Source organism: Frigoribacterium sp. AC759 (assembly GCF_979256015.1).
Genome location: NZ_CEEDMT010000020.1, coordinates 1 through 18,913 on the forward strand (window position 1 = coordinate 1; position 18,913 = coordinate 18,913).

Sequence of the window (18,913 nt, forward strand, 5' to 3'; positions counted from 1 at the left end):
TCCTGCGCCGCGCCTCCTCGCCTCTGCTGCGCCGCGCCTCCTCGCCCGTCCCCGCGCAGCGATGAACCGCGTTCGCGAAGAAGAACCGCGATACAACGCAGTTCATCTTCGCGAACGCGGTTCATAGGCGGGCGAGGAGGCGCGGCGCAGCAGAGGCGAGGAGGCGCGGCGCAGGAAAACGAGGAGGCGCAGTGCAGGAGAAGCGAGGAGACGCGGCGATCGGCGATGAACCGCGTTCGCGAAGAAGAACCGCGATACAACGCAGTTCATCTTCGCGAACGCGGTTTACGGGTCGACGAGGAGGCGCGGGTCAGGCGGGTCAGGCAGGCGAGGAGGCGCGGGTCGGGCGGGACGAGGAGGCGCGGCGCGCGCGGGAGGGGAGACGCGGCGCCCGGCGATGAACCGCGTTCGCGAAGAAGAACCGCGATACGACGCAGTTCATCTTCGCGAACGCGGTTCATGGGCAGGCGAGGAGGCGCGGCGCAGGAGGGGTGAGGAGGCGCGGCACAGGAAAGGCGAGGAGGCGCGGCGCAGCAGAGGCGAGGAGGCGCGGGTCAGGCGGGCGGGGCGGGCGCGGTGATGCGGGCCACCGCCTCCTCCGTGAAGCGTCGCGACGGCGGTTCGGGGTCGAGCACGCGGTGGATCAACAGCCCCTCGATCAGCGCGTCGACGCGTCGTGCCGTGTCGGGGTCGAAGTGCCGCTCGAGCTCGACGCGGCTGCGGCGCATCCACTCGCGGGTGATGCGGCGGAACGCCGGCTGCCGTGCGGCGAGCGTGTAGAGCTCGTACGACAGCACCTGATCGCGCAGCCTCCCCTCGGCCGCGAGATCGTCGTGGATCAGCGACACGATCGCCGCGCGGGCCTCGTCGGGTGCGGTCGCCGACCCGAGCGCCGCTTCGAAGCGGGCGATGATGGTGCCGGCGAAGCGGGTGAACGCCTCGTGCATCAGGTCGTCCATTCCGTCGAAGTGGTAGGTCATCGAGCCGAGCGGCACATCGGCGCGCGTCGCGATCTTGCGATGCGAGATGCCGGCGACGCCGTTCTCGGCGATGAGGTCGAGCGTGACGTCGATCAGACGATCGCGCCGCTCGGGGTCGCTGCGCCGGGCCGTCATGCCGACCACCTTAGTCACGATGCGTACGGACGTACGCAGCCCGCGCCTCCTACCGGAGCACCGAGCTCAGCAGCAGACTCGTCTCGGAGTTGATGACGCCCTCGACGCTGCGGATCCGCGCCAGCACGCGGTCGAACTCGCCGAGCGACGAGGTGCGGTACTCGGCGACGAGATCCCACCCGCCGTTGGTCGTGTGCAGAGACACCACCTCGGGGAATCCGCGCAGCTGCCGGATGACGTGGTCGGTCGACCGCCCCTCGATCTCGATGAAGCCGATCGCGCGGATCAGATCGGGGTCGTGGTCCTCGCGCACGCGCACCGTGTAGCCGAGCACCGTGCCCGACGCCTCGAGCCGGTCGAGCCGCGACGTCACGGTCGCGCGGGTGACCCCGAGTCGGCGCGCCAGGGCGGCGGCGGACTCGCGGGCGTCGACCCGGAGGGCGGCGAGGAGGCGCCGGTCGAGTTCGTCGAGATCGGCCATGACCCGAAATGTACAGCAGCACTGCGCGGATCGCCGAGTCGGGGGTGCGATTCAGCGCGTGCTGACGATTGCCGGTGCATATCGCGCAGCCATAGCGTGGAGCGACGACCGGGTGACCGGCGAGACGACCGGGCGACCGGCGAGACGAGCAGAGGGGAGGCGCCCGTGGTGCGCTTCGTAGACGTGCAGAACATGATCCGCTGGGTGACCGACCGCGGGGTCGGCCCGATCACCGCCGGCATGGTGACCGCCCTCGAGCGCGACTTCGCCCGCTGGCCCGCCTTCGACAAGTCGCCGCGCGTGGCCTCGCACTCGCCGATCGGCGTGATCGAGCTGATGCCCGCGAGCGACAGCGAGACCTACGGCTTCAAGTACGTCAACGGCCACCCGTCGAACCCGGCCCGCGGATTCCAGACCGTCACCGCGTTCGGCGTGCTCGCCGACGTCGACACGGGGTACCCGACGTTCCTCGCCGAGATGACGATCCTCACCGCGCTCCGCACCGCCGCCACGAGCGCGATGGCGGCGAAGCGTCTCGCCCGCGCCGACTCGCGGGTGCTCGCCCTGATCGGGGCGGGGTCGCAGGCGGAGTTCCAGGCGCTGGCGATGCGCGCCTCCCTGGGGATCGAGATCGTGCGGGTCTTCGACGTCGACCCCGGGGCGACCGAGAAGCTCGTCCGCAACCTGGCCCCGCTCGGCTTCGACATCACCGTCTGCTCGAGCCCGGTCGAGGCCGCGGAGGGCGCCGACGTCGTCACCACCTGCACGGCCGACAAGCAGAACGCGATCGTGCTGCCCGACGGGGCCGTGCGACCCGGCATGCACGTGAACGCGATCGGCGGCGACTGCCCCGGCAAGACCGAGCTCGACCCGGTGACGCTGCGCCGCGCCGACGTGTTCGTCGAGTACCCCGAGCAGACGCGGGTCGAGGGCGAGATCCAGCACCAGGCGGCCGACTTCGCCGTCACCGAGCTGTGGGAGGTCGTGGCCGGCCGACTGCCCGGGCGCACGAGCGACGAGCAGATCACCGTCTTCGACTCCGTCGGCTTCGCCATCGAGGACGTCTGCGCGCTCAAGTACCTGCGCGACGACGTCGCCGGCACCGACTACGCCGTCGACATCGACCTCGTCGCCGACCCCGACGACCCGAAGGACCTCTTCGGCCTCGTCGCCCGTCAGCCCGTCGGGGTCTGAGGGCCGACATGACGAGCGTCGTCGAGACCGGCGCGGGCGCGACCGGCGCCGGCGCGACCGGCGCGATCCCGAGGGGCGTCGCGAGCGTGACCGGCGTCGCCGACCCGGCCCGCGCCTCCTCGTCCCCCCTCGTCGCCGACCCCGAGGAGGCGCGGCTCGCCCGCCAGTCCCCCGCCGCCGTCGTGATGGTGCGTCCGCGTCACTTCACGCCCAACCCGCAGACGGCGCGGGACAACGCGTTCCAGACCGACCCCGCCGACGTCGACGCGTCGCGGGCCGAGATCGCCGCGCGAGCCCGGGCCGAGGTCGACTCGGTGGCGGCCGCCCTGCGCGCCGCGGGTGTGCACGTGCATCTCGTCGACGACGAGCGGGCCGACCGTCCCGACGCGGTGTTCCCGAACAACTGGTTCTCGACGCACGCCGACGGGCGTCTGCTGCTCTACCCGATGCACTCGCCGAACCGGCGGTCGGAACGGCGCGGCGACGTGGTCGAGCTGCTGCGCGCCTCGTACGGGGTCGGGTCGGTGGTCGACCACTCGTCGCTCGAGTCGCTCGGGCTGCACGTCGAGGGCACCGGAGCGCTCGTCTTCGACCACGTCGAGCGGGTCGCCTACGTCGCCCTCTCGCATCGGGCCGACCGGGCCGCTGTCGATCTCGTCTGCCGCGGGCTCGACTACGACGTCGAGGCGTTCACCGCGACCGACGCCGACGGGGTGCCGATCTATCACACGAACGTGATGATGAGCGTGGCCTCGCGCCTGGCGCTGGTCGGCCTCGAGGCGATCGGGTCGTCGAGCGAGAGGAGGCGCGTGGCCGACCGCCTCGCCGCCTCCGGACGCGAGGTGGTCGCCCTCACCCGCGCCCAGCTCGCCGAGTTCGCCGGCAATGCTCTCGAGCTGCGGGGCGCCGACGGGCCCGTGCTCGCGGTGTCGGCGCGCGGCTGGGCGGCTCTCACCCCGGCGCAGCGGGCGACGGTGGCGCGGCACGCCCGCCCGCTGCCGCTCGATGTGCCGACGATCGAGCTGGCCGGCGGCTCGGTGCGCTGCATGCTGGCCGGAGTGCATCTGCCGGTTCGCGCGGCCCTCTGACCCGGCGGCGCGAGGCCGACCGACCGGGATGCCCGACGGCTAGTTGCACCGCACCGTCCCGTTGAGGAGGTTCACGGCGATCGACGTCGTCGCGGCCGACAGGGCCGTCCAGGGTGTGGCCCCCTCGCCGAAGACGGCACGGACACGCACCGTCGTCGTGACGCTGAGGTTCAGCCCCGCCGGCAGAGTGAAGGTGATCGACCTCGCCGTACCCGAGCCGGTCGAGGCTGCGGGAGTGCTGCTGAGAGTGCTGACCGCGCCGAGCAGGCTCGTCCCGACGAGCTCGAACGAGTCCGCCGACGCACCCGCCGCGTAGGTGAACGAGATGGTGACGCCGGTCGACCCCGAGTTGACGCAGCCGAGGGCCGTGCTGCCGACCGGCGGTCCGGGCACGGCGACCGCGCCCGCGCCGAACTTCGATCCCGTGGCGACCGTCGTGGCCTGGAACGCCGCGAACGCCGTCGCCGGAAGCACGAACCAGATGCCGGCCGTCGCGACGACCAGCACGCTGAAGCCGGACCCCCAGAGCAGGCGTCGGCGCCGGTTCGCGGCCCGACGCTCGGCGAGCGCGAGGCACCGGGTGCTCGCGACGCCGTCGGAACGCCCGAGCCGAGGAGGTGCGGTGCGCGACCGCCTGTCGCGCACCTCCTGCACATGCGCGGCCGGTGCGACGACCCGCAGCATCCGACCGACGGCGACCCCGGCGCGGTGGATGCCGCCCCGACCGGAGCCGGCGGCACGGGCGCCGGCTCGACCCGCGCCTCCTGAACCCCCGCCTGCGGGGCCTCCGCCGTGTCGTCCGTGCGTGCGGCCGGCGATGGTCGACGGGTCGGGCTCGGGGCGACGGCGCAGCGGCCCGTCGAGCAGGGTGACGGCGATCAGCACCACGAAGGCGAGACCGGCGAGCACGAGGTGCGCGGCGTCGCCGTCGTGCAGCCAGACGATCGGCATGCCGATGAGCGGCACCCGCAGCACGCCGATGCCGTGCACGTCGTCACGGGGCACCGGCGACGAGTCGGCGGCGGCGTTGGCGTCGCCCTTCGTGATGAGCGTGCCGTCGGGGGCCGTCGAGTCGACCCGGTGCAGTCGCAGCGCCCCCTCGTGATCGGGGTCGTCGAAGAGCAGGACCTGCCCGGCGTCGAGCCTCGCGGAGTCGACCGGCCGCGAGATGACGACGTCTCCGACGGCGACCCGCGGCATCATCGACCCGGTCATCACCGTGGTGGGCTGCCAGCCGACGACAGCGGGGGCCGCCGCCCAGAAGGCGAGACCGAGCAGGGTCGCGATGATCCCGCGGGCGAGCGTCGCGGCGACGATCCGGGACCAGTCGGCGACCGTGGCCGCATCGACGCTCGACCCGCCCGACGACAGCCGGGCCGAGGCCGACCCGGATGCCGCTGCGACGTGAGCGTGCGACGTGAACACGACGACGACCTCTCGTTCGGAGCGCCCGGAGGCCGCGGATCAGCTGTTCTGGGCCTCCCACGTGAAGCCGAGGGCCGCCGTGCCGCCCTGCACCGTCGACGGCGCGTTGGCGGGCAGCGTGTAGGTGAAGCGGAAGACCTTGCTCTCGCTGGCGGTGCCGGTGGGCGACCAGGTCGGGATCCCGTTGCCGTAGCTCGAGTAGGTCGTGCCGAAGTTGGCGACGGTGCCGCTGTACAGCGAGCCGCCGGTGCCCTGCGCCACGAAGCCGGTGCAGTCGGCGAACGTGCCGCCGGTGCCCTGCTCGACCGTGAGGTTCAGGCTGCTCGCGAGCGCGTTCGTCGTGGAGGGGGTGGTGCCGTACAGCTTCACGGCCGAGGGCAGCGACCCGGTCGACGTGACGACGATGCACTTGGCCCCCGTCGAGCCGGGCTTCAGCGCCGTCGCGTTGAACATCGCCGTGTTCGCGTCGTCGTCGGACAGGGCGACGTTGCCCGCGGTCCAGTTGTTCGTCGGGTTCGACGTCGTGGCCGAGAACGCCGAGTACGACGCGGTCGACACGATGACGCCCGAGGCGACCAGGGCGAGCGGCACTCCGACGAAGGCGGCGATGCGGGCGGCGCGGGTTGCGGCGATGGACATGGTGGAGCTCCTGATCCGGAAGAAGACGGAGCGTCACGGTGGACGGTAGGAGGCACGGTGCGAGTGGTTGGGTCGCGGCGCTCGATCGCTCGGGTTCGGTGAGGACCCGATGACGCTCCGTTGGTACAAAAATGAAGATAGTTCAGTCTTGGGGGGGCGCGCAAGAGGTGCGGCCGACCCCCGTTCGCGGGACGTGTGCGCGGGGCGGGGCGGGGCAGGGCGGCGGTCACCCACAGCGCCAGGAAGTGGACACGACGCCAGGTTTAAGCCTGGCGTCCTGTCCACAAAATGGCGCGGTGAGTCGCGGGCGGGCCGCGGTGAGTGGCGCGCGGGGACTGGGCGCCGGGCGCAGCGAGTCGCGCGCTAGGCGTCGACGGCGGGGACCTCGGCGACCGCGATGTCCGCGCCGTCGGCCCCGCGGATCTCGACGGCGGCGACGTCCTCGCGCAGCACGCCCGCGTTCAGGCTGCAGTCGATCTCGACGTCGGTGCCGAGGAACGTGCCCGACTCGTACTCGCGCCCGTCGTCGCCGACGACGACCACGGTGAAGGGGTCTCCGGCGGGCAGCCCGGTGACCGTCAGCAGCGTCTCGGTGCCCCAGGTGTGGGCGACGACGTCGCCGTCGACCTCGACCCCCGAGGGCGCGCCCGCGAACGCGACCGGCTCGACGGCGCCGAGCGTGCCGGGCGGGCCGTCGACGTGACCGTCGCGGGGCGTCGCGACGAGGGCGCCCGCACCGGCTCCGATCGCGATGCAGGCCGCGGCGCCGAGCGCGGTGAGCAGCGTGCGCCGGCTGGGGCGACGGGTGCTGCGAGCGGGCAGTGGGGTGACGGGGGCGCCCGCACCCGCGATGCCCGCGACGCGTCGCCGCAGCTCGGCGCTGGGTTCGAGGTCGACCCAGCCCGCGCCTCCTGCCCGTCCGTCCGGCTCGGGGAGGTCGGCGAGACGCGCCGTGAGCGCAGCCAGCTCGGCGAGCTCGGCGTCGACGCCGGGGTCCTCTGCTCGGAGCGCAGCGAACTCGGCCGCCTCGACGGGTGAGAGGTCGTCGGCGAGCGCCGCCGCGATCAGCTCGTCGCGGCGCGAGGGCGTCGGGTCAGTCATCGGTCGTGTCGCCTTCGTCGAGGTGGGTGCGGAGGGCGCGCAGGGCGTAGTGCACGCGGGTGCGGAGCGTCGCGACGGGCACGCCGGTGCTCTCGCTGACGTCGCGGTAGGTGCGACCGCGCAGATGCACGGCGACCACGGCGGCGCGGTGCTCGTCGCTCAGCCGGGCGAGCCCCTCGACGAGGCCGAGGCGGTCGAGGGGGTCGGGGTCGTTCGTCGACGCGTCGGGGGCGTCGTCGGGCGTGACGAGGTGCGGTGTGCGCTGCCGGGCGCGCAGCACGTCGATGATGAGGCGCCGTTCGATGGCGAAGAGCCAGGTGCGGGCGGAGGCGCGGGTCGGGTCGAACCGGTCGCGCGCCCGCCATGCGCGCAGGAACGTCTCCTGCACGCAGTCCTCCGCCTGGCCGCGGTCGCCCAGGGCGTTGACGGCGAAGCCGAGCAGCGCCGACCCGTGCTCGGCGAAGGCCTCGTCGACGTCGAAGCTCGACGGTGGTGCGGTCATCGGGCTCCGCTCGGCGGTCGGGTGGCGGTGCGGCGTCAGGAGGGCCGTCATCGACGTTCCTCTCAGACTAGGGCGGCGGGGTCTCGAGGGGATACGTCGGGAGGTGCGGTTCCGTTCATCGCCGACCCGCGCCTCCTTCAGGGGGCCGAATCGAAGAAGACGGAGTCGACGAACAGCGCGACGAGGAAGACCGGCAGCGAGAAGGCGACCATCGTTCCGGCGATGATGCCCCGGCGGCGCCCTCGTCCTCCTCGGGCGCCCGCGGCCGACGCCAGGACGATGGTCGCGATGATCCCGGGGGCGAGGTACATCGCAGACCACTCCCCGACCCGGTTGAGCAGGGGGTCCGTCGGCGTCAGGGAGCCCACCGTCGAGATGGGGAAGAACGCGGGGACGATGATGACCGACGCGAACAGGACTCCGACCGCCGCCGCGATGCCGAGGGCGCCGAGCACGCGCGGCCGCCGACCGTCTCCGGGATGGGCGTCGGCATCGGCGTCGGCATCGATCGGCGAGGTCATGCGAGCAGGCTAGCGGTCGCCGTGTCTCTGACTCGTCGCGGCTCCTCGGGTCTCGCGGACCCAGCGTCCGTCGTCGTCGAGCACCCAGGTGGTCGCGGGCGCGTCGCTCGCGGCGACGTCGGTGAGCCAGTAGGTCTCGTCGGGGCTCCAGCCGGCCAGGACGGAGGCGGTGCTCTCGTCGACGGGGACGCTGCGGCCGGCGGTGAGCAGGTACCCGGCGACGGAGACGTGCACGGCGTCGGCGATCTCGGCGACGGACGCCCAGTCGGGTGAGACCCAGGCCCCGGCCCGACCGGTCGCGCGGTACCAGTCGTGCCGGTGCGACGCGGTGACCTCGAGCGGGTGCTCGCGGCAGAGGCGGGCCCAGTCGTCGGGGCCGTCGACCTCGATCACCCGGGCGTCGGGCTGGACGTCGAGCTGCCGCACGCGGGCGCGGGTGTCGCCGAAGCCGTCTTCGACGAGTCGCAGGCCGAGCGGGGCGCCGTCGGGCCCCGCCTGGGTCGTGACCCGGCCGATCCAGTTCGGGGTCGACCACCAGTCGGCGCTGAACGAGGCAGACGGGTCGAGGGGTCGCTCACGCACCGCCCTGACCTCGCCGGCGACACGGGCGTCGCGCCACTGCTGCAGGGCCGCGCGGACGCCGACGACGCTCCACGACGGGGGCTCGCCGGTGCGGAACTCGGGCCGGTCGAACTCGACGAGGTGCTGGTCGGGGGCGGCGTTGTCGCTCCACCAGGCGGTGGCGGGCGACGACACGACGTGCTCGGCGACCCGCCGGAGGGCCCGGGTGACGACCGGCTCGGCCATCAGCAGGTCGTCGCCGTCGGGCTCCTGCCAGTAGGCGGCGGCGTCGACGGTGCTGGCGAGGGCGGTCGTCAGTGTGTCGTCGTCGAGGTGCGGCAGCGGGACCCGATCGAGGGCGTCGGCGAGCTCGGCGGGGGTCGGGTCGGGCAGCGGGGCGTCGGCGCCCGGGCCGTCGGCGGTGCTGCTCCGCAGGAGGGTGACCGCGACCCCGTTCGCCTTCGCCGACCGGTACGAGGCGAAGAAGACGAGCTGGCCGAAGTGCTCACGCGCCTCGCTGGCCGGGTCGCCGTGCCGCATGAGCTCGAGGCAGAGCCGCCGCCCGCGCGGGCCGGCCAGCAGGGCGTCGGCGTCGATGGGGGCGGTCATGCGCTCAGCCTAGGAGGCGTCGGCCGACGGCTCGCGACCGGCCCGCGAGGCGCGGATCTCGCGACCCGACGCGCGGGCGTCTCGCCCGATCACGAGCCAGGCGACGATCGCCACAGGGGCGACCAGTGCAAAGAGCACGATCCAGAGGGCCTTGGCGGGACCGCTGAGCGCCGACCTGACGACGCTGACGAGCATCCAGACGGCGGCGAGCGCGCCGATCGCGATGATCGCCGTCCAGCCCAGGTCGTACGCCGCAGGCCACATCGCACCGGACCCTCCGGCGCTCGCGAGCAGTCGGTCGATCGGCGCATCCATGCCCGGCATGCTAGCGGTGCCGCCGGTCGGTCCGACAGCCCCCAGGGGCCTCGGCGGCGCGGGCAGCCGGCGGAGCATCCCGCCGAGCGCCCGAGGACGTACCCGAAATGGTGCCGAGGTGCTTCCGGGACAACTGAGTTTCGGTTCAGTGTTTCGGCACGGCGCGTCGGCCCGCGTCGCCCTGGTGGCGCCCGCGGTCCGGAAACGATCATCTCCGATAGCCGATCGGTTATCGGGCAGCTTTCGGGGAGATCTAGCTCGTGGTGGGGATGCGCCAAGGTGCGGTGCTTCCTAGTCTGATGACATGCAAGGGGCAGTTGTCACGGGTAGCCGAGCCGCCAGGTGCGGACTCATCCTGATGGCCCTCACGGCGGTGTCTGTGATCGCGACGAGGTCGGCGGGGCGCGGCGAGGCCAGTTTCGTGCTGCTCCTGCTCGAGCTCGATCTCCTGTGGATGACGTTGCTCGTCACGGGAGTCATCCTGCGCCGCCGGGGTGAGCCCGTCCGGACTGGCTGGCAGCGGATCGCACGAGCGCTCCCGCCTGCCCCGATCACGCGTGCCATCGGGCACGAGGTCGCGGCCTTTCGCGCCCTAGCGTGGGTGGTGCGGCGACGACCTCCGACGATTCCAAGCGGCGCGCTGCCTGTGCCTGCGAAGAACGGGACGGCGGTTCTCCCGGCGGCCTTCATCGTGGCAAGCGGCGTCGAGATCGCGGTGCTCCATCTCGTTCTCCCGTACCCGGCCCTCGCCACAGCGCTGACGGCGCTGAGTGTCTACGGTGTCGTCTTGTTGCTCGGTTTCGTAGCTGTCAGGTGGCAGCACCCTCACTACCTGACCGAGACCGACCTCGTCATCCGCAATGGCCGCCACGTCGTCGCGACGGTGCCCCGCAAGGACATCGCCTCGGCCCGCGTGCAGCACGACGGGACGACGACGTCCCCGACCGTCGAGGGAACGACCGCGCGCATAGCGACCCTCGCGGGATGCAACATCGCGGTCATCCTCAGCGCACCGGTCTCGCTTCGACTGAGCGCCTCGCCGCGTTCGACGGTCCACCGTGTGACGCAGCTGCGTTTCGCAGCCGACGACACGACAACCGTGATCGAGGGCCTACGACGAGATCACGATTGCTGACCGGTCACCGATCGGCTATCGGGACACAGGAGACGGCGCGAGGCTGATCTACGCTCTGAGCATGAGCGCACGAGGGATCGCTTTCTTCGACATCGACGGCACGTTGGTTCGGTCCATGTCGAGTAGCAGCTTCCTTGCCGAGCGGCTCGGCCACTTGCACGAGCTCGACGCTGCCGAGGAGCGCTACGCCTCGGGCAAGGCGACCAACGAAGAAGTCAGCGTCATCGACGCCGCAGGATGGCGCGGTATTCAGGCTCGGACCGTCGCCGAGTGGCTCGTCGATCTTCCACTGATCGCTGGCGTCGACGCTGTGGTCGCCTGGTGTATCGAGCGCGATGTCGAGCCAGTGCTTGCATCCCTTGCGTGGCAGCCCGTGAGTGAGGCGATCGCGAAGCGCCACGGCTTCACCGTGAACGGCGGCCCGCGAGTGCACGTCGTCGGCACCGTCTATGACGGCACCGTGGCGGAACACTTTGACGAGTACGACAAACGTGACCGCGCCCTCGAGCTCGCAGCCAAACGTGGTGTCTCGACTGACCAGTGCTGCGCCATCGGAGACAGTCGCTCAGACATCCCCCTGTTCGACGCGCTGCCGGCCTCACTAGCTCTGAACGCCGGCTTGGCGGCACGGGCTGCTGCGACCGCCGCCGTCGATACCGATGATCTACGCGACGTTCTTCCCTGGCTCGCAGCGTGGGAGCGCACCCTTCCCTGAGTGCGGTCGACCATCCCCTGTCGGAACATCGTGTTCAGGGCGGACGTGGCAGGGACATCGAGCCGCGAACTGGGCACTGTCGGGTAGATGTCGCCTGCTTGTCGGGGCCCTGACATGGACCCGTTCAAGCGCCCTTCATACTGTGGACAGCATGAGCGAGACACGAATACTTGAACTACGAACTCAACGAGGGTGGACTCAGGAGCGCCTTGCAGAGGTCAGCGGGGTGACCGTTCGCACTCTCCAACGACTCGAGGCGGGGAACGACGTCAGCCTCGACACGCTCTCCCGGCTGGGTAAGGCATTGGGTGTGCCGGTGCGAGACCTCTTCATGGAAGCCCCCGAGAGCGAGTACGGAAAAGCCGTGTCCGCACTGAGCGAGACCGAGGCGAGAAGCTTCTCGGATGCGGCGCGAATCGCCTGGCGCCATATAGCCCTCGCCGTGGCACTGTTCGTCACGTCACCCATCCCCGTGGTGCTGCTGATCGCCGGGGCAGACGCAGGCGTCATCCCGACGAGTGTGGAAGTCGCCATAGCTATCGGCCTAGGTGCTCTTTTCTTGGTCGCCGCAGCCGGGGCAGTCCACCTCGTTCGGGCGTCGAGCACGTTCTCGCCATTTCCGCTGATCCGCCAGAAGCGTCTGAGTTCCAGTTTCGGAGCCCAGCAGTGGGCAGAAAGCCTCGAAGAGACCAACGGACGTCAGCGAGGCACCTCTCTAGCCGTGGCCGTGGGACTCTGGCTGATATCGCCGCTCCCGGTCATCGTCGCAGCGCTCCTCGAACCGTCGCAGTGGCAAGGGCTCTGGATAGCAGGCGGCGTAACCTTCTTCCTCCTCGTCGTCGCCGCAGGGACGTTCGCCGTTCTGCAGGCGGCATGGTCCCGTTACGCCGCAGAGAAGCTGACCGCATCCGCGGCATAGCGCCCTGCCCTCTGGACGATCCCCAAACTGAACGGCTCGGGCGTGCTCGCTTCGGTTGCGTAGGCGGCCGTGAGGGTCGATAAGCCCGATTGGTACTCGGGCGCCATGCTGGTCATCACCGGGGAGGACGCGTCTACGAGGAGGCGGTGTGAGGGTAGTGGATGCGAGCCGTCCGAGATCCCCGACTTCGATTCCTGCCCTGGTCCGTACTCGTGGTGGCGTGGATCGGTTCGATCGTTGTCGAACAAGTGCTGTTCGGCGACTCGATTGGCTGCGAGCTCTCTCCAGGTACATCGGTCTTCGGAGACGCTGGATGGAGCTGGTTTCCCCTCGGGCGCACCTGCACTTGGCTGATCGACGGCGTCACTGTGATCGACCATCCGTCGCTGATAGAACTGCTCATCCCTGCGACGCTGCTCGTCTGGTTGGTCGCTCTTTTGCGAGCACCGGGTACCCCGCGAGTGTCCGCGTAAGCCATCGACTACCGGACACGCAGAAGCGCCAGAGCCTACGCGCTGACGAGGAGCTTCCCGAGGGAGTCAAGGGCCCCAGGGACGAGGGCGTAGTAGGCCCATATGCCGCGCTTGTCGCGGGTGAGGATGCCGGCGTCAACGAGGACTTTGAGGTGGTGCGAGACGGTCGGCTGGCTGAGCCCAAGAGGTTCCGTGAGGTCGCAGACGCACGCCTCGGCCCCCTCATGGGCGGCGACCATCGAGATAAGCCGAAGCCTGGCCGGGTCGGCGATCGCTTTCAGGCTGCGGGCCAGCTTCTCGGCGTTCTCGGCGTCCATCGCTTCACGGGCCAGCGGTGCGCAGCACGCGGTCACGTCCGTGAGGGGCAGGAGTTCGGCAACGGGCATGTGAACACTCTTCCACACAGATTGACAGTCGTCGATGGGTTGGGGCAGGCTCAACACATCGACGCTCATCGATCTAAGGAGCTGCATGACGACCACCCCCACCGCGCCTGCCCGGCTCGGGACCGCTGACCGCTTCCTCCCCGTGTGGATTCTCACCGCCATGGGCGCGGGGCTGCTGCTGGCGGTGTTCGTGCCGGCGTTCGGTGAGCTGCTGCACTCGTTCCAGGTGGGGCAGGTCAGCGTCCCGATCGCGATCGGGCTGCTGGTGATGATGTACCCGGTGCTGGCGAAGGTCCGATACTCCGACACCCGCGCCATAGCCGGCGACCGACGCCTCCTTGTGTCGTCGTTGGTCATGAACTGGGTCGTCGGCCCTGCTCTGATGTTCGCCCTGGCATGGGTGTTCCTGCCCGACCTGCCGGAGTACCGCACGGGCCTGATCATCGTCGGGCTCGCCCGGTGCATCGCCATGGTGCTGATCTGGAACGACCTCGCCTGCGGCGACCGAGAAGCTGCCGCTTTCCTCGTCGCCCTCAACTCTGTGTTCCAGGTCGTCGCGTTCGCCGGCCTCGGCTGGTTCTACCTCCAGATCCTCCCCGCCTGGCTCGGACTCCCCACAACGAGCGCGTCGTTCAGCATCTGGTCGATCACCCTCAGCGTCCTGGTGTTCCTCGGCATCCCCCTCCTCGCCGGCTACCTGTCCCGTCGCATCGGGGAAGCGACCAAGGGACGCACCTGGTACGAGACACGGTTCCTACCGAAGATCGGCCCCTTCGCCCTCTACGGGCTGCTGTTCACGATCGTGATGCTCTTCGCCCTCCAAGGGCAGCAAGTTGTCGACCGCCCCCTCGACGTCGTCCGCATCGCCGTGCCCCTGCTGGTGTACTTCGCCGTCACGTTCCTCGTCGCGTTCTTCACCGGACGCGCGATCGGCCTGGCCTATGAGCGGACGGCGACGCTGGCGTTCACGGCCGCGGGGAACAACTTCGAGCTGGCGATCGCGGTCGCGGTCGGCACGTTCGGAGCGACCTCCGGCCAAGCCCTCGCAGGGATCGTCGGTCCCTTGATCGAGGTCCCGGCGCTCGTGGCGCTGGTGTACCTGTCCCTGTGGCTGCGGCCACGCCTGTTCCCCTCCCCCACCCCGGCAGCGCGCGTCGCTGAACGGGTCTGACCCCTCCCCCTAAGGAACCCGTCATGAGCACCAAGCCCACCGTCCTGTTCGTCTGCGTCCACAACGCCGGCCGCTCCCAGATGGCCGCCGGCTACATGCAGGCCCTCGCCGGCGACCGCGTCGACGTCCTCTCCGCCGGCAGCGAGCCCAAACACCAGATCAACCCGATCGCGATCCAGGCCATGGCCGAGGAAGGCATCGACATCGCCGGGAACCAGCCCAAGGTCCTCACCACCGAGGCCGTCCGGGACAGCGACGTCGTGATCACGATGGGCTGCGGCGACGCGTGCCCGATCTTCCCCGGCAAGCGCTACGAGGACTGGGAGCTGACCGACCCCGCCGGCCGCGGCATCGAGGACGTCCGCCCCATCCGCGACGACATCAAGGGCCGCATCCAGGCCCTCCTGGCTGAGATCGCACCCGCGACCGCCTGACCCTGAGCTGCGAGGAGACGACGATGACGGACCTGACCACGAGGCGCGGCCTGCCGGGCCTTGCCTTCCCCGAGGACGCCCTGAAGCGTGCTGCGGGCGACCTCGCCACCCGGTTCGAGGGCATCTTCGGGCCCGAGACGATCGAGCGGTACGTGCTCGAGTCCTACACGGCGCTCCTTCGCACCGCGCAGGTCCGGGCGCACCTGACCACCAACGCGACCCGGTTCGCCATCGACCGGCTGACCGCCCTCGGGCAGGCCACCGGGGCGATCGAGCGGACGGTGCCGGAGGTGCTGTTCGTCTGCGAGCAGAACGCCGGCCGCTCCCAGATGGCAGCCGTGTTCACCAACGTCCTCTCCGGCGGTGCCGTCCACGTCCGCTCAGCCGGGTCCCTGCCCGCCCGGGACCTCCACCCCGTCGTCGCGGAAGCGATGCGGGAGCTGGGCCTCGATCTTGATGAGGCGTTCCCGAAGCCGCTGACCGACGACGTCGTGCAGGCAGCCGACGTCGTGATCACGATGGGCTGCGGCGACGCGTGCCCGATCTACCCCAGCAAGACCTACCGCGACTGGCACCTCATCGACCCCGCCGGGCTCCCCATCGACAAGGTGCGCCTCATCCGCGACAACGTCCAGAAGCTCGTCGAATCGCTCCTGACCGAACTCGGCATCGAATCGAAGGGCCTCCCCGCATGAGCCTCACCCTCACTGTCCCGCCCCGCACCGACGCCCCCACCCTCGCCGGGCTCCCCGTCGCCGTCATCGGCGCCGGCCCCGTCGGCCTCGCCGCTGCCGCGCAGCTCTTCGAACGAGGCGTCGACGTCGTGATCTACGAAGCCGGCCCGAGTGCCGCGACGGCAGTCCGTGCGTGGGGTCACACTCGCCTGTTCACCCCGTGGGAGCACCTCGTCGACCCGGCCGCCGCGCGCCTCCTCGACACCACCGACTGGGAGGCCCCGGCAGCGAAGAAGCTCCCCTACGGTGCCGACTTCGTCCGCGACTACCTCGAACCCCTCGCCGCGACCCCTGAGCTGTCCGGCCGCATCCGGTACGGGCACCGAGTCGCCGCGGTGTCCCGACAGGGCATGGACCGCACCCGCTCCACCGGACGTGCCGAGACCCCGTTCCTGCTGCGCCTCGACCACGACGGCGAGGTGCGCGACGAACTCGCCCGCGCCGTCATCGACACCTCCGGCACCTACACGACCCCCAACACCCTCACCTCCTCTGGGGTCGGCCTCTCCCACGGCGACGACGTCGCCGGCAGCATCAGCCACGCCCTGCCCGACGTCCTCGGCCAGGACCGGGACCGGTTCGCCGGCCGCCACACGGTCGTCGTCGGCGCCGGCCACTCGGCCGCGAACACCCTCATCAAGCTCACCACCCTCGCCAAGGAAGCCCCCGGGACGACGATCACGTGGGCGATCCGCAGCAGCACCCCCGCCCGGGTCTACGGGTCCGCCGCCGACCAGCTCGAAGGCCGCGGCGACCTCGGCAGCGCCGTCCGCGACCTCGTCCGTGCGGGCGCGATCGCCCTGCTCGACCGCTTCGAGGTCGACGACGTGACCAAGGCCGTCGACGGCGTGCAGCTCGTCGGGCGTCGACGCGGTGAGCCCCTGACGGTCGCTGCGGATGTCGTGGTGAACGCGACCGGGTTCCGCCCTGACCTCGACATGCTCCGTGAGGTCCGGGTGTCCCTGGATGAGATCGTCGAAGCGCCCCGGCAGCTCGCGCCGCTGATCGACCCGAACCTGCATTCCTGCGGCACGGTCTACCCGCACGGGGTCGCAGAGCTCGGGCACCCGGAGCCGAACTTCTACATCGCCGGCATGAAGTCCTACGGCCGTGCCCCGACGTTCCTGCTCCTCACCGGCTACGAGCAGGTCCGCTCCATCGCCGACGAACTCGCCGGCAACCACGAAGCCGCCCGAATCGTGCAGCTCGAACTCCCGGAGACGGGTGTCTGCTCGACGAACCTCCCGGACGCCTCCGGGTGCGCCGTCGACGGGCCGGCAGCAGGTGGGTGCTGCTCGTGAGCGTCACCGTCCGGGCGATGACCCCGGACGACTGGCCCGGCGTCGAGCGGATCTACCAAGAGGGCATCGACACCGGTAACGCCACCTTCGAGAACCGCACCCCGGCCTGGGCGGCGTTCGATGCCGGCAAGCTCGCCGCGCACCGGTTCGTCGCCGTCGACAACAGCACGGGTGCTGTCCTCGGCTGGGTGGCGGCGTCTGCCACGTCGGCCAGGCCTGCGTATGCCGGCGTCGTCGAGCACTCCGTCTACGTCGCCTCGGTTGCCCAAGGCCACGGGGTCGGGCGGGAGCTACTGGGGGCGTTCCTCGACTCGGTGGATGCCGCGGGCATCTGGACCGTTCAGTCGTCGATCTTCCCCGAGAACGAGGCGAGCCTGGCCCTCCACGACCGTGCAGGGTTCCGCCGGATCGGGTCGCGGGAACGGATCGCACGCTCCGAAGCAGGCCCTTATGCCGGCGTGTGGCGCGACACCGTTCTGATCGAACGTCGCTCACCCACCGACCCCTTCTAGGCGCTGGTGCGGAAGACGCACTCGGTCGAGCACCGCTCAGACCGGTCAGGGCACTCGGCCAGGTCGTGCTCGGCACGAGCAAGGCGCGATCGGAGCCGGTCGAGCCGGGCCTGCTTTTCCTCGATCTCTCGCACCTGCTCTGCCAAGAGCGGCCGTAGCGCCTCTCGGACGTCGGTGCAGGACGTCGACTCCATGGTGCTGAGGTGCGACCCGATCTGATCGAGGGGCAGCCCGAGTTCCTTGCTGGCCTCGATCAGGTCGAGCCGGCTGAGCACGTCCGGGGTGTAGTCCCGGTACCCGTTCGAGGTCCTGGCAGGCGTCAACAGCCCGATGGACTCGTAGTACCGGAGCGCCGTTGCGGAGACGCCGCTGCGCTTGCTGACCTCGGAGATTCGCACACCGCGACCCTAGAGCCGCCAGCAGCGCTTGACCTTCAAGCGGCTCGAACCTCTACGGTCGCTGACGTGCCTTCCTCCTCCACACCGGTCCTGCCGTGAACGCGGCCGTTTCCTGGCTCGAACACCAGCAGATCGGCCTTTACCTGGTGGCGATCGTGGCTGCCGGCGTGATCGGCCTCACCGTGCCGGGGGCGCACCACCTAGAGGGAGCGATCGAGCCCGTGCTCGCGCTGCTGTTGTTCGCGACGTTCCTCGGTGTCCCGTTCGCCGCGATCGGGAGGTCTCTCCGAGACGGGCGGTTCCTCGCCGCGGTCGGGGTGCTGAACTTCGTCGTCGTGCCCCTCGTCGCGTACGGGCTGTCCCGGTTCGTCGCGGACGAGCCGGCACTGCTATTCGGGGTGCTGTTGGTGTTGCTGGCTCCGTGTATCGACTACGTGATCGTGTTCGCCGGCCTGGCCGGCGGCGCGTCAGAACGGCTCCTCGCTGCGGCACCGCTGCTGATGCTGGCGCAGATCCTTCTCCTGCCGCTGTACCTGCTGCTGTTCATCGGCCCCGAGGGCGTCGCCGTGGTCGAGGTCGGTCCCTTCGCCCGGGCGTTCCTGCTCCTGATCGTCATCCCGCTCGCGGCGGCCACGCTCGTGCAGGCACTCGCCCGGCGACACCGATCCGGTGTCGTGATCAAGCGGACAATGCTGGGCCTGATGGTGCCGCTGATGATGGCGACCCTATTCACCGTCGTAGCCTCACAAGCCGGCGCTGTCGGGGAATCCCTGGGGCAGCTGCTTGTACTGGTGCCGATCTACGCCGGATTCCTCATCGTTATGGCAGCACTCGGCATCGGGACCGGCCGCATCTTCCGACTCGACGTGCCAGCAACACGAGCCCTGGTGTTCAGCGGCGCGACCAGGAACTCGCTCGTGGTCTTGCCCCTCGCACTCGCCCTGCCGACGTCGCTGTCGCTCGCTCCGGTCGTTGTCGTCACCCAGACACTCGTCGAACTCATCGGCATGGTGATCTTCGTCCGACTCATCCCTCGTCTTGTCGTGAATTGGCGCTGTCAGCTTGAACCTAGGGCAGCCAAACCTGCGTCGCGATAGACGAGCGTTTCTTGACACTCTTGAGCGGATGCTTGACGTCGCATTAGGGGCAAGCAAGGCTGCAGAGCACGAGTGCCCGAGTACCGT

The 18,913-nt window shown here is 70.5% G+C and carries 22 protein-coding genes; 11 read left to right on the forward strand and 11 right to left on the reverse strand.

Annotated features, from left to right (window positions below; all coding sequences use genetic code 11):
* Positions 1-554 precede the first annotated feature (554 nt).
* The gene (locus ACZ6JE_RS12120) at positions 555-1,115 is read right to left on the reverse strand and encodes a TetR/AcrR family transcriptional regulator (RefSeq protein WP_464319088.1); all 561 of its coding nucleotides are present in this window, start codon (positions 1,113-1,115) and stop codon (positions 555-557) included.
* Positions 1,116-1,164: 49 nt separating this feature from the next.
* Positions 1,165-1,596, reverse strand: a complete 432-nt coding sequence (locus ACZ6JE_RS12125) for an Lrp/AsnC family transcriptional regulator (protein ID WP_192061503.1) — start codon at positions 1,594-1,596, stop codon at positions 1,165-1,167.
* Between the two features lie 165 nt (positions 1,597-1,761).
* On the opposite strand from ACZ6JE_RS12125, the gene ACZ6JE_RS12130 reads away from it, so the two are divergent.
* Both ACZ6JE_RS12130 and ctlX read left to right on the forward strand, forming a co-directional pair.
* On the forward strand, positions 1,762-2,790 hold the full coding sequence (locus tag ACZ6JE_RS12130; RefSeq protein WP_464319089.1) for an ornithine cyclodeaminase: 1,029 nt from the start codon (positions 1,762-1,764) through the stop codon (positions 2,788-2,790).
* 8 nt (positions 2,791-2,798) lie between these two features.
* On the forward strand, positions 2,799-3,878 hold the full coding sequence (ctlX, locus tag ACZ6JE_RS12135; protein WP_464319090.1) for a citrulline utilization hydrolase CtlX: 1,080 nt from the start codon (positions 2,799-2,801) through the stop codon (positions 3,876-3,878).
* A gap of 39 nt (positions 3,879-3,917) precedes the next feature.
* Here ctlX and ACZ6JE_RS12140 read toward each other — a convergent pair whose 3' ends face one another.
* The 7 genes from ACZ6JE_RS12140 to ACZ6JE_RS12170 all read right to left on the reverse strand — a co-directional run bounded on the left by ACZ6JE_RS12140 (position 3,918) and on the right by ACZ6JE_RS12170 (position 9,551).
* Positions 3,918-5,303, reverse strand: coding sequence for a signal peptidase I (locus tag ACZ6JE_RS12140; RefSeq protein ID WP_464319091.1), 1,386 nt, complete (start codon positions 5,301-5,303; stop codon positions 3,918-3,920).
* A 39-nt stretch (positions 5,304-5,342) separates the two neighbouring features.
* Positions 5,343-5,942: a hypothetical protein gene (locus tag ACZ6JE_RS12145; protein ID WP_192061506.1), complete on the reverse strand. Its 600-nt coding sequence runs from the start codon at positions 5,940-5,942 to the stop codon at positions 5,343-5,345.
* A gap of 363 nt (positions 5,943-6,305) precedes the next feature.
* On the reverse strand, positions 6,306-7,043 hold the full coding sequence (locus tag ACZ6JE_RS12150; RefSeq protein WP_464319092.1) for an anti-sigma factor: 738 nt from the start codon (positions 7,041-7,043) through the stop codon (positions 6,306-6,308).
* A complete protein-coding gene (locus ACZ6JE_RS12155; RefSeq protein ID WP_192061508.1) occupies positions 7,036-7,596 on the reverse strand; it encodes a sigma-70 family RNA polymerase sigma factor in 561 nt (186 codons plus the stop codon). Before ACZ6JE_RS12155 ends, ACZ6JE_RS12150 begins: the two co-directional genes overlap by 8 nt.
* Positions 7,597-7,682: 86 nt before the next feature.
* Complete coding sequence (locus tag ACZ6JE_RS12160; RefSeq protein WP_464319093.1) at positions 7,683-8,066, reverse strand: hypothetical protein; 384 nt, start codon at positions 8,064-8,066, stop codon at positions 7,683-7,685.
* Between the two features lie 9 nt (positions 8,067-8,075).
* A complete protein-coding gene (locus ACZ6JE_RS12165; RefSeq protein ID WP_464319094.1) occupies positions 8,076-9,236 on the reverse strand; it encodes a hypothetical protein in 1,161 nt (386 codons plus the stop codon).
* Between the two features lie 9 nt (positions 9,237-9,245).
* Positions 9,246-9,551, reverse strand: a complete 306-nt coding sequence (locus tag ACZ6JE_RS12170; protein ID WP_464319095.1) for a hypothetical protein — start codon at positions 9,549-9,551, stop codon at positions 9,246-9,248.
* A gap of 358 nt (positions 9,552-9,909) precedes the next feature.
* Between ACZ6JE_RS12170 and ACZ6JE_RS12175 the strand changes: the two genes are divergently transcribed.
* The 3 genes from ACZ6JE_RS12175 to ACZ6JE_RS12185 all read left to right on the forward strand — a co-directional run bounded on the left by ACZ6JE_RS12175 (position 9,910) and on the right by ACZ6JE_RS12185 (position 12,320).
* The gene (locus tag ACZ6JE_RS12175; protein ID WP_464319096.1) at positions 9,910-10,686 is read left to right on the forward strand and encodes a hypothetical protein; all 777 of its coding nucleotides are present in this window, start codon (positions 9,910-9,912) and stop codon (positions 10,684-10,686) included.
* Between the two features lie 61 nt (positions 10,687-10,747).
* Positions 10,748-11,401 (forward strand): HAD family hydrolase, encoded by a 654-nt coding sequence (locus ACZ6JE_RS12180; protein ID WP_464319097.1) that lies wholly within the window; start codon positions 10,748-10,750, stop codon positions 11,399-11,401.
* Positions 11,402-11,552: 151 nt separating this feature from the next.
* The gene (locus ACZ6JE_RS12185) at positions 11,553-12,320 is read left to right on the forward strand and encodes a helix-turn-helix domain-containing protein (RefSeq protein ID WP_277959195.1); all 768 of its coding nucleotides are present in this window, start codon (positions 11,553-11,555) and stop codon (positions 12,318-12,320) included.
* Between the two features lie 508 nt (positions 12,321-12,828).
* Here ACZ6JE_RS12185 and ACZ6JE_RS12190 read toward each other — a convergent pair.
* On the reverse strand, positions 12,829-13,179 hold the full coding sequence (locus ACZ6JE_RS12190; RefSeq protein ID WP_464319098.1) for a metalloregulator ArsR/SmtB family transcription factor: 351 nt from the start codon (positions 13,177-13,179) through the stop codon (positions 12,829-12,831).
* Between the two features lie 85 nt (positions 13,180-13,264).
* Here ACZ6JE_RS12190 and arsB point away from each other — a divergent pair, with 85 nt between their 5' ends.
* The 5 genes from arsB to ACZ6JE_RS12215 are packed head-to-tail and all read left to right on the forward strand — an operon-like array spanning position 13,265 to position 17,331.
* Positions 13,265-14,350 carry an ACR3 family arsenite efflux transporter gene (arsB, locus tag ACZ6JE_RS12195; RefSeq protein WP_464319099.1) on the forward strand — a complete coding sequence of 362 codons (1,086 nt, stop codon included), beginning with the start codon at positions 13,265-13,267 and terminating at the stop codon, positions 14,348-14,350.
* Between the two features lie 23 nt (positions 14,351-14,373).
* The gene (locus ACZ6JE_RS12200) at positions 14,374-14,784 is read left to right on the forward strand and encodes an arsenate reductase ArsC (protein WP_464319100.1); all 411 of its coding nucleotides are present in this window, start codon (positions 14,374-14,376) and stop codon (positions 14,782-14,784) included.
* A gap of 23 nt (positions 14,785-14,807) precedes the next feature.
* On the forward strand, positions 14,808-15,479 hold the full coding sequence (locus ACZ6JE_RS12205; protein ID WP_464319101.1) for an arsenate reductase ArsC: 672 nt from the start codon (positions 14,808-14,810) through the stop codon (positions 15,477-15,479).
* Entirely contained in the window at positions 15,476-16,819 is a 1,344-nt protein-coding gene (locus ACZ6JE_RS12210; RefSeq protein WP_464319102.1) for an NAD(P)-binding protein, read from the forward strand. Before ACZ6JE_RS12205 ends, ACZ6JE_RS12210 begins: the two co-directional genes overlap by 4 nt.
* A gap of 17 nt (positions 16,820-16,836) precedes the next feature.
* Positions 16,837-17,331: an N-acetyltransferase family protein gene (locus ACZ6JE_RS12215; RefSeq protein WP_464319129.1), complete on the forward strand. Its 495-nt coding sequence runs from the start codon at positions 16,837-16,839 to the stop codon at positions 17,329-17,331.
* Here the strand turns inward: ACZ6JE_RS12215 and ACZ6JE_RS12220 are convergent.
* Positions 17,328-17,729 (reverse strand): MerR family transcriptional regulator, encoded by a 402-nt coding sequence (locus ACZ6JE_RS12220; RefSeq protein ID WP_464319103.1) that lies wholly within the window; start codon positions 17,727-17,729, stop codon positions 17,328-17,330. The genes ACZ6JE_RS12215 and ACZ6JE_RS12220 overlap by 4 nt on opposite strands.
* Positions 17,730-17,824: 95 nt before the next feature.
* Here ACZ6JE_RS12220 and ACZ6JE_RS12225 point away from each other — a divergent pair, with 95 nt between their 5' ends.
* On the forward strand, positions 17,825-18,826 hold the full coding sequence (locus tag ACZ6JE_RS12225; RefSeq protein ID WP_464319104.1) for an arsenic resistance protein: 1,002 nt from the start codon (positions 17,825-17,827) through the stop codon (positions 18,824-18,826).
* The last annotated feature ends 87 nt before the right edge of the window (positions 18,827-18,913 follow it).

Bases quoted from the DNA above. Each gene is read 5' to 3' on its own strand.
- ACZ6JE_RS12180 (WP_464319097.1), top strand. From the start codon at position 10,748: ATGAGCGCACGAGGGATCGCTTTCTTCGACATCGACGGCACGTTGGTT.
- ACZ6JE_RS12190 (WP_464319098.1), bottom strand. From the start codon at position 13,179: ATGCCCGTTGCCGAACTCCTGCCCCTCACGGACGTGACCGCGTGCTGC.
- ACZ6JE_RS12215 (WP_464319129.1), top strand. From the start codon at position 16,837: ATGACCCCGGACGACTGGCCCGGCGTCGAGCGGATCTACCAAGAGGGC.
- ACZ6JE_RS12155 (WP_192061508.1), bottom strand. From the start codon at position 7,596: ATGACGGCCCTCCTGACGCCGCACCGCCACCCGACCGCCGAGCGGAGC.
- ACZ6JE_RS12185 (WP_277959195.1), top strand. From the start codon at position 11,553: ATGAGCGAGACACGAATACTTGAACTACGAACTCAACGAGGGTGGACT.
- ACZ6JE_RS12170 (WP_464319095.1), bottom strand. From the start codon at position 9,551: ATGGATGCGCCGATCGACCGACTGCTCGCGAGCGCCGGAGGGTCCGGT.
- ACZ6JE_RS12210 (WP_464319102.1), top strand. From the start codon at position 15,476: ATGAGCCTCACCCTCACTGTCCCGCCCCGCACCGACGCCCCCACCCTC.
- ACZ6JE_RS12125 (WP_192061503.1), bottom strand. From the start codon at position 1,596: ATGGCCGATCTCGACGAACTCGACCGGCGCCTCCTCGCCGCCCTCCGG.
- ACZ6JE_RS12175 (WP_464319096.1), top strand. From the start codon at position 9,910: ATGGCCCTCACGGCGGTGTCTGTGATCGCGACGAGGTCGGCGGGGCGC.
- ACZ6JE_RS12160 (WP_464319093.1), bottom strand. From the start codon at position 8,066: ATGACCTCGCCGATCGATGCCGACGCCGATGCCGACGCCCATCCCGGA.
- ACZ6JE_RS12200 (WP_464319100.1), top strand. From the start codon at position 14,374: ATGAGCACCAAGCCCACCGTCCTGTTCGTCTGCGTCCACAACGCCGGC.
- ACZ6JE_RS12165 (WP_464319094.1), bottom strand. From the start codon at position 9,236: ATGACCGCCCCCATCGACGCCGACGCCCTGCTGGCCGGCCCGCGCGGG.
- ctlX (WP_464319090.1), top strand. From the start codon at position 2,799: ATGACGAGCGTCGTCGAGACCGGCGCGGGCGCGACCGGCGCCGGCGCG.
- arsB (WP_464319099.1), top strand. From the start codon at position 13,265: ATGACGACCACCCCCACCGCGCCTGCCCGGCTCGGGACCGCTGACCGC.
- ACZ6JE_RS12120 (WP_464319088.1), bottom strand. From the start codon at position 1,115: ATGACGGCCCGGCGCAGCGACCCCGAGCGGCGCGATCGTCTGATCGAC.
- ACZ6JE_RS12150 (WP_464319092.1), bottom strand. From the start codon at position 7,043: ATGACTGACCCGACGCCCTCGCGCCGCGACGAGCTGATCGCGGCGGCG.
- ACZ6JE_RS12205 (WP_464319101.1), top strand. From the start codon at position 14,808: ATGACGGACCTGACCACGAGGCGCGGCCTGCCGGGCCTTGCCTTCCCC.
- ACZ6JE_RS12145 (WP_192061506.1), bottom strand. From the start codon at position 5,942: ATGTCCATCGCCGCAACCCGCGCCGCCCGCATCGCCGCCTTCGTCGGA.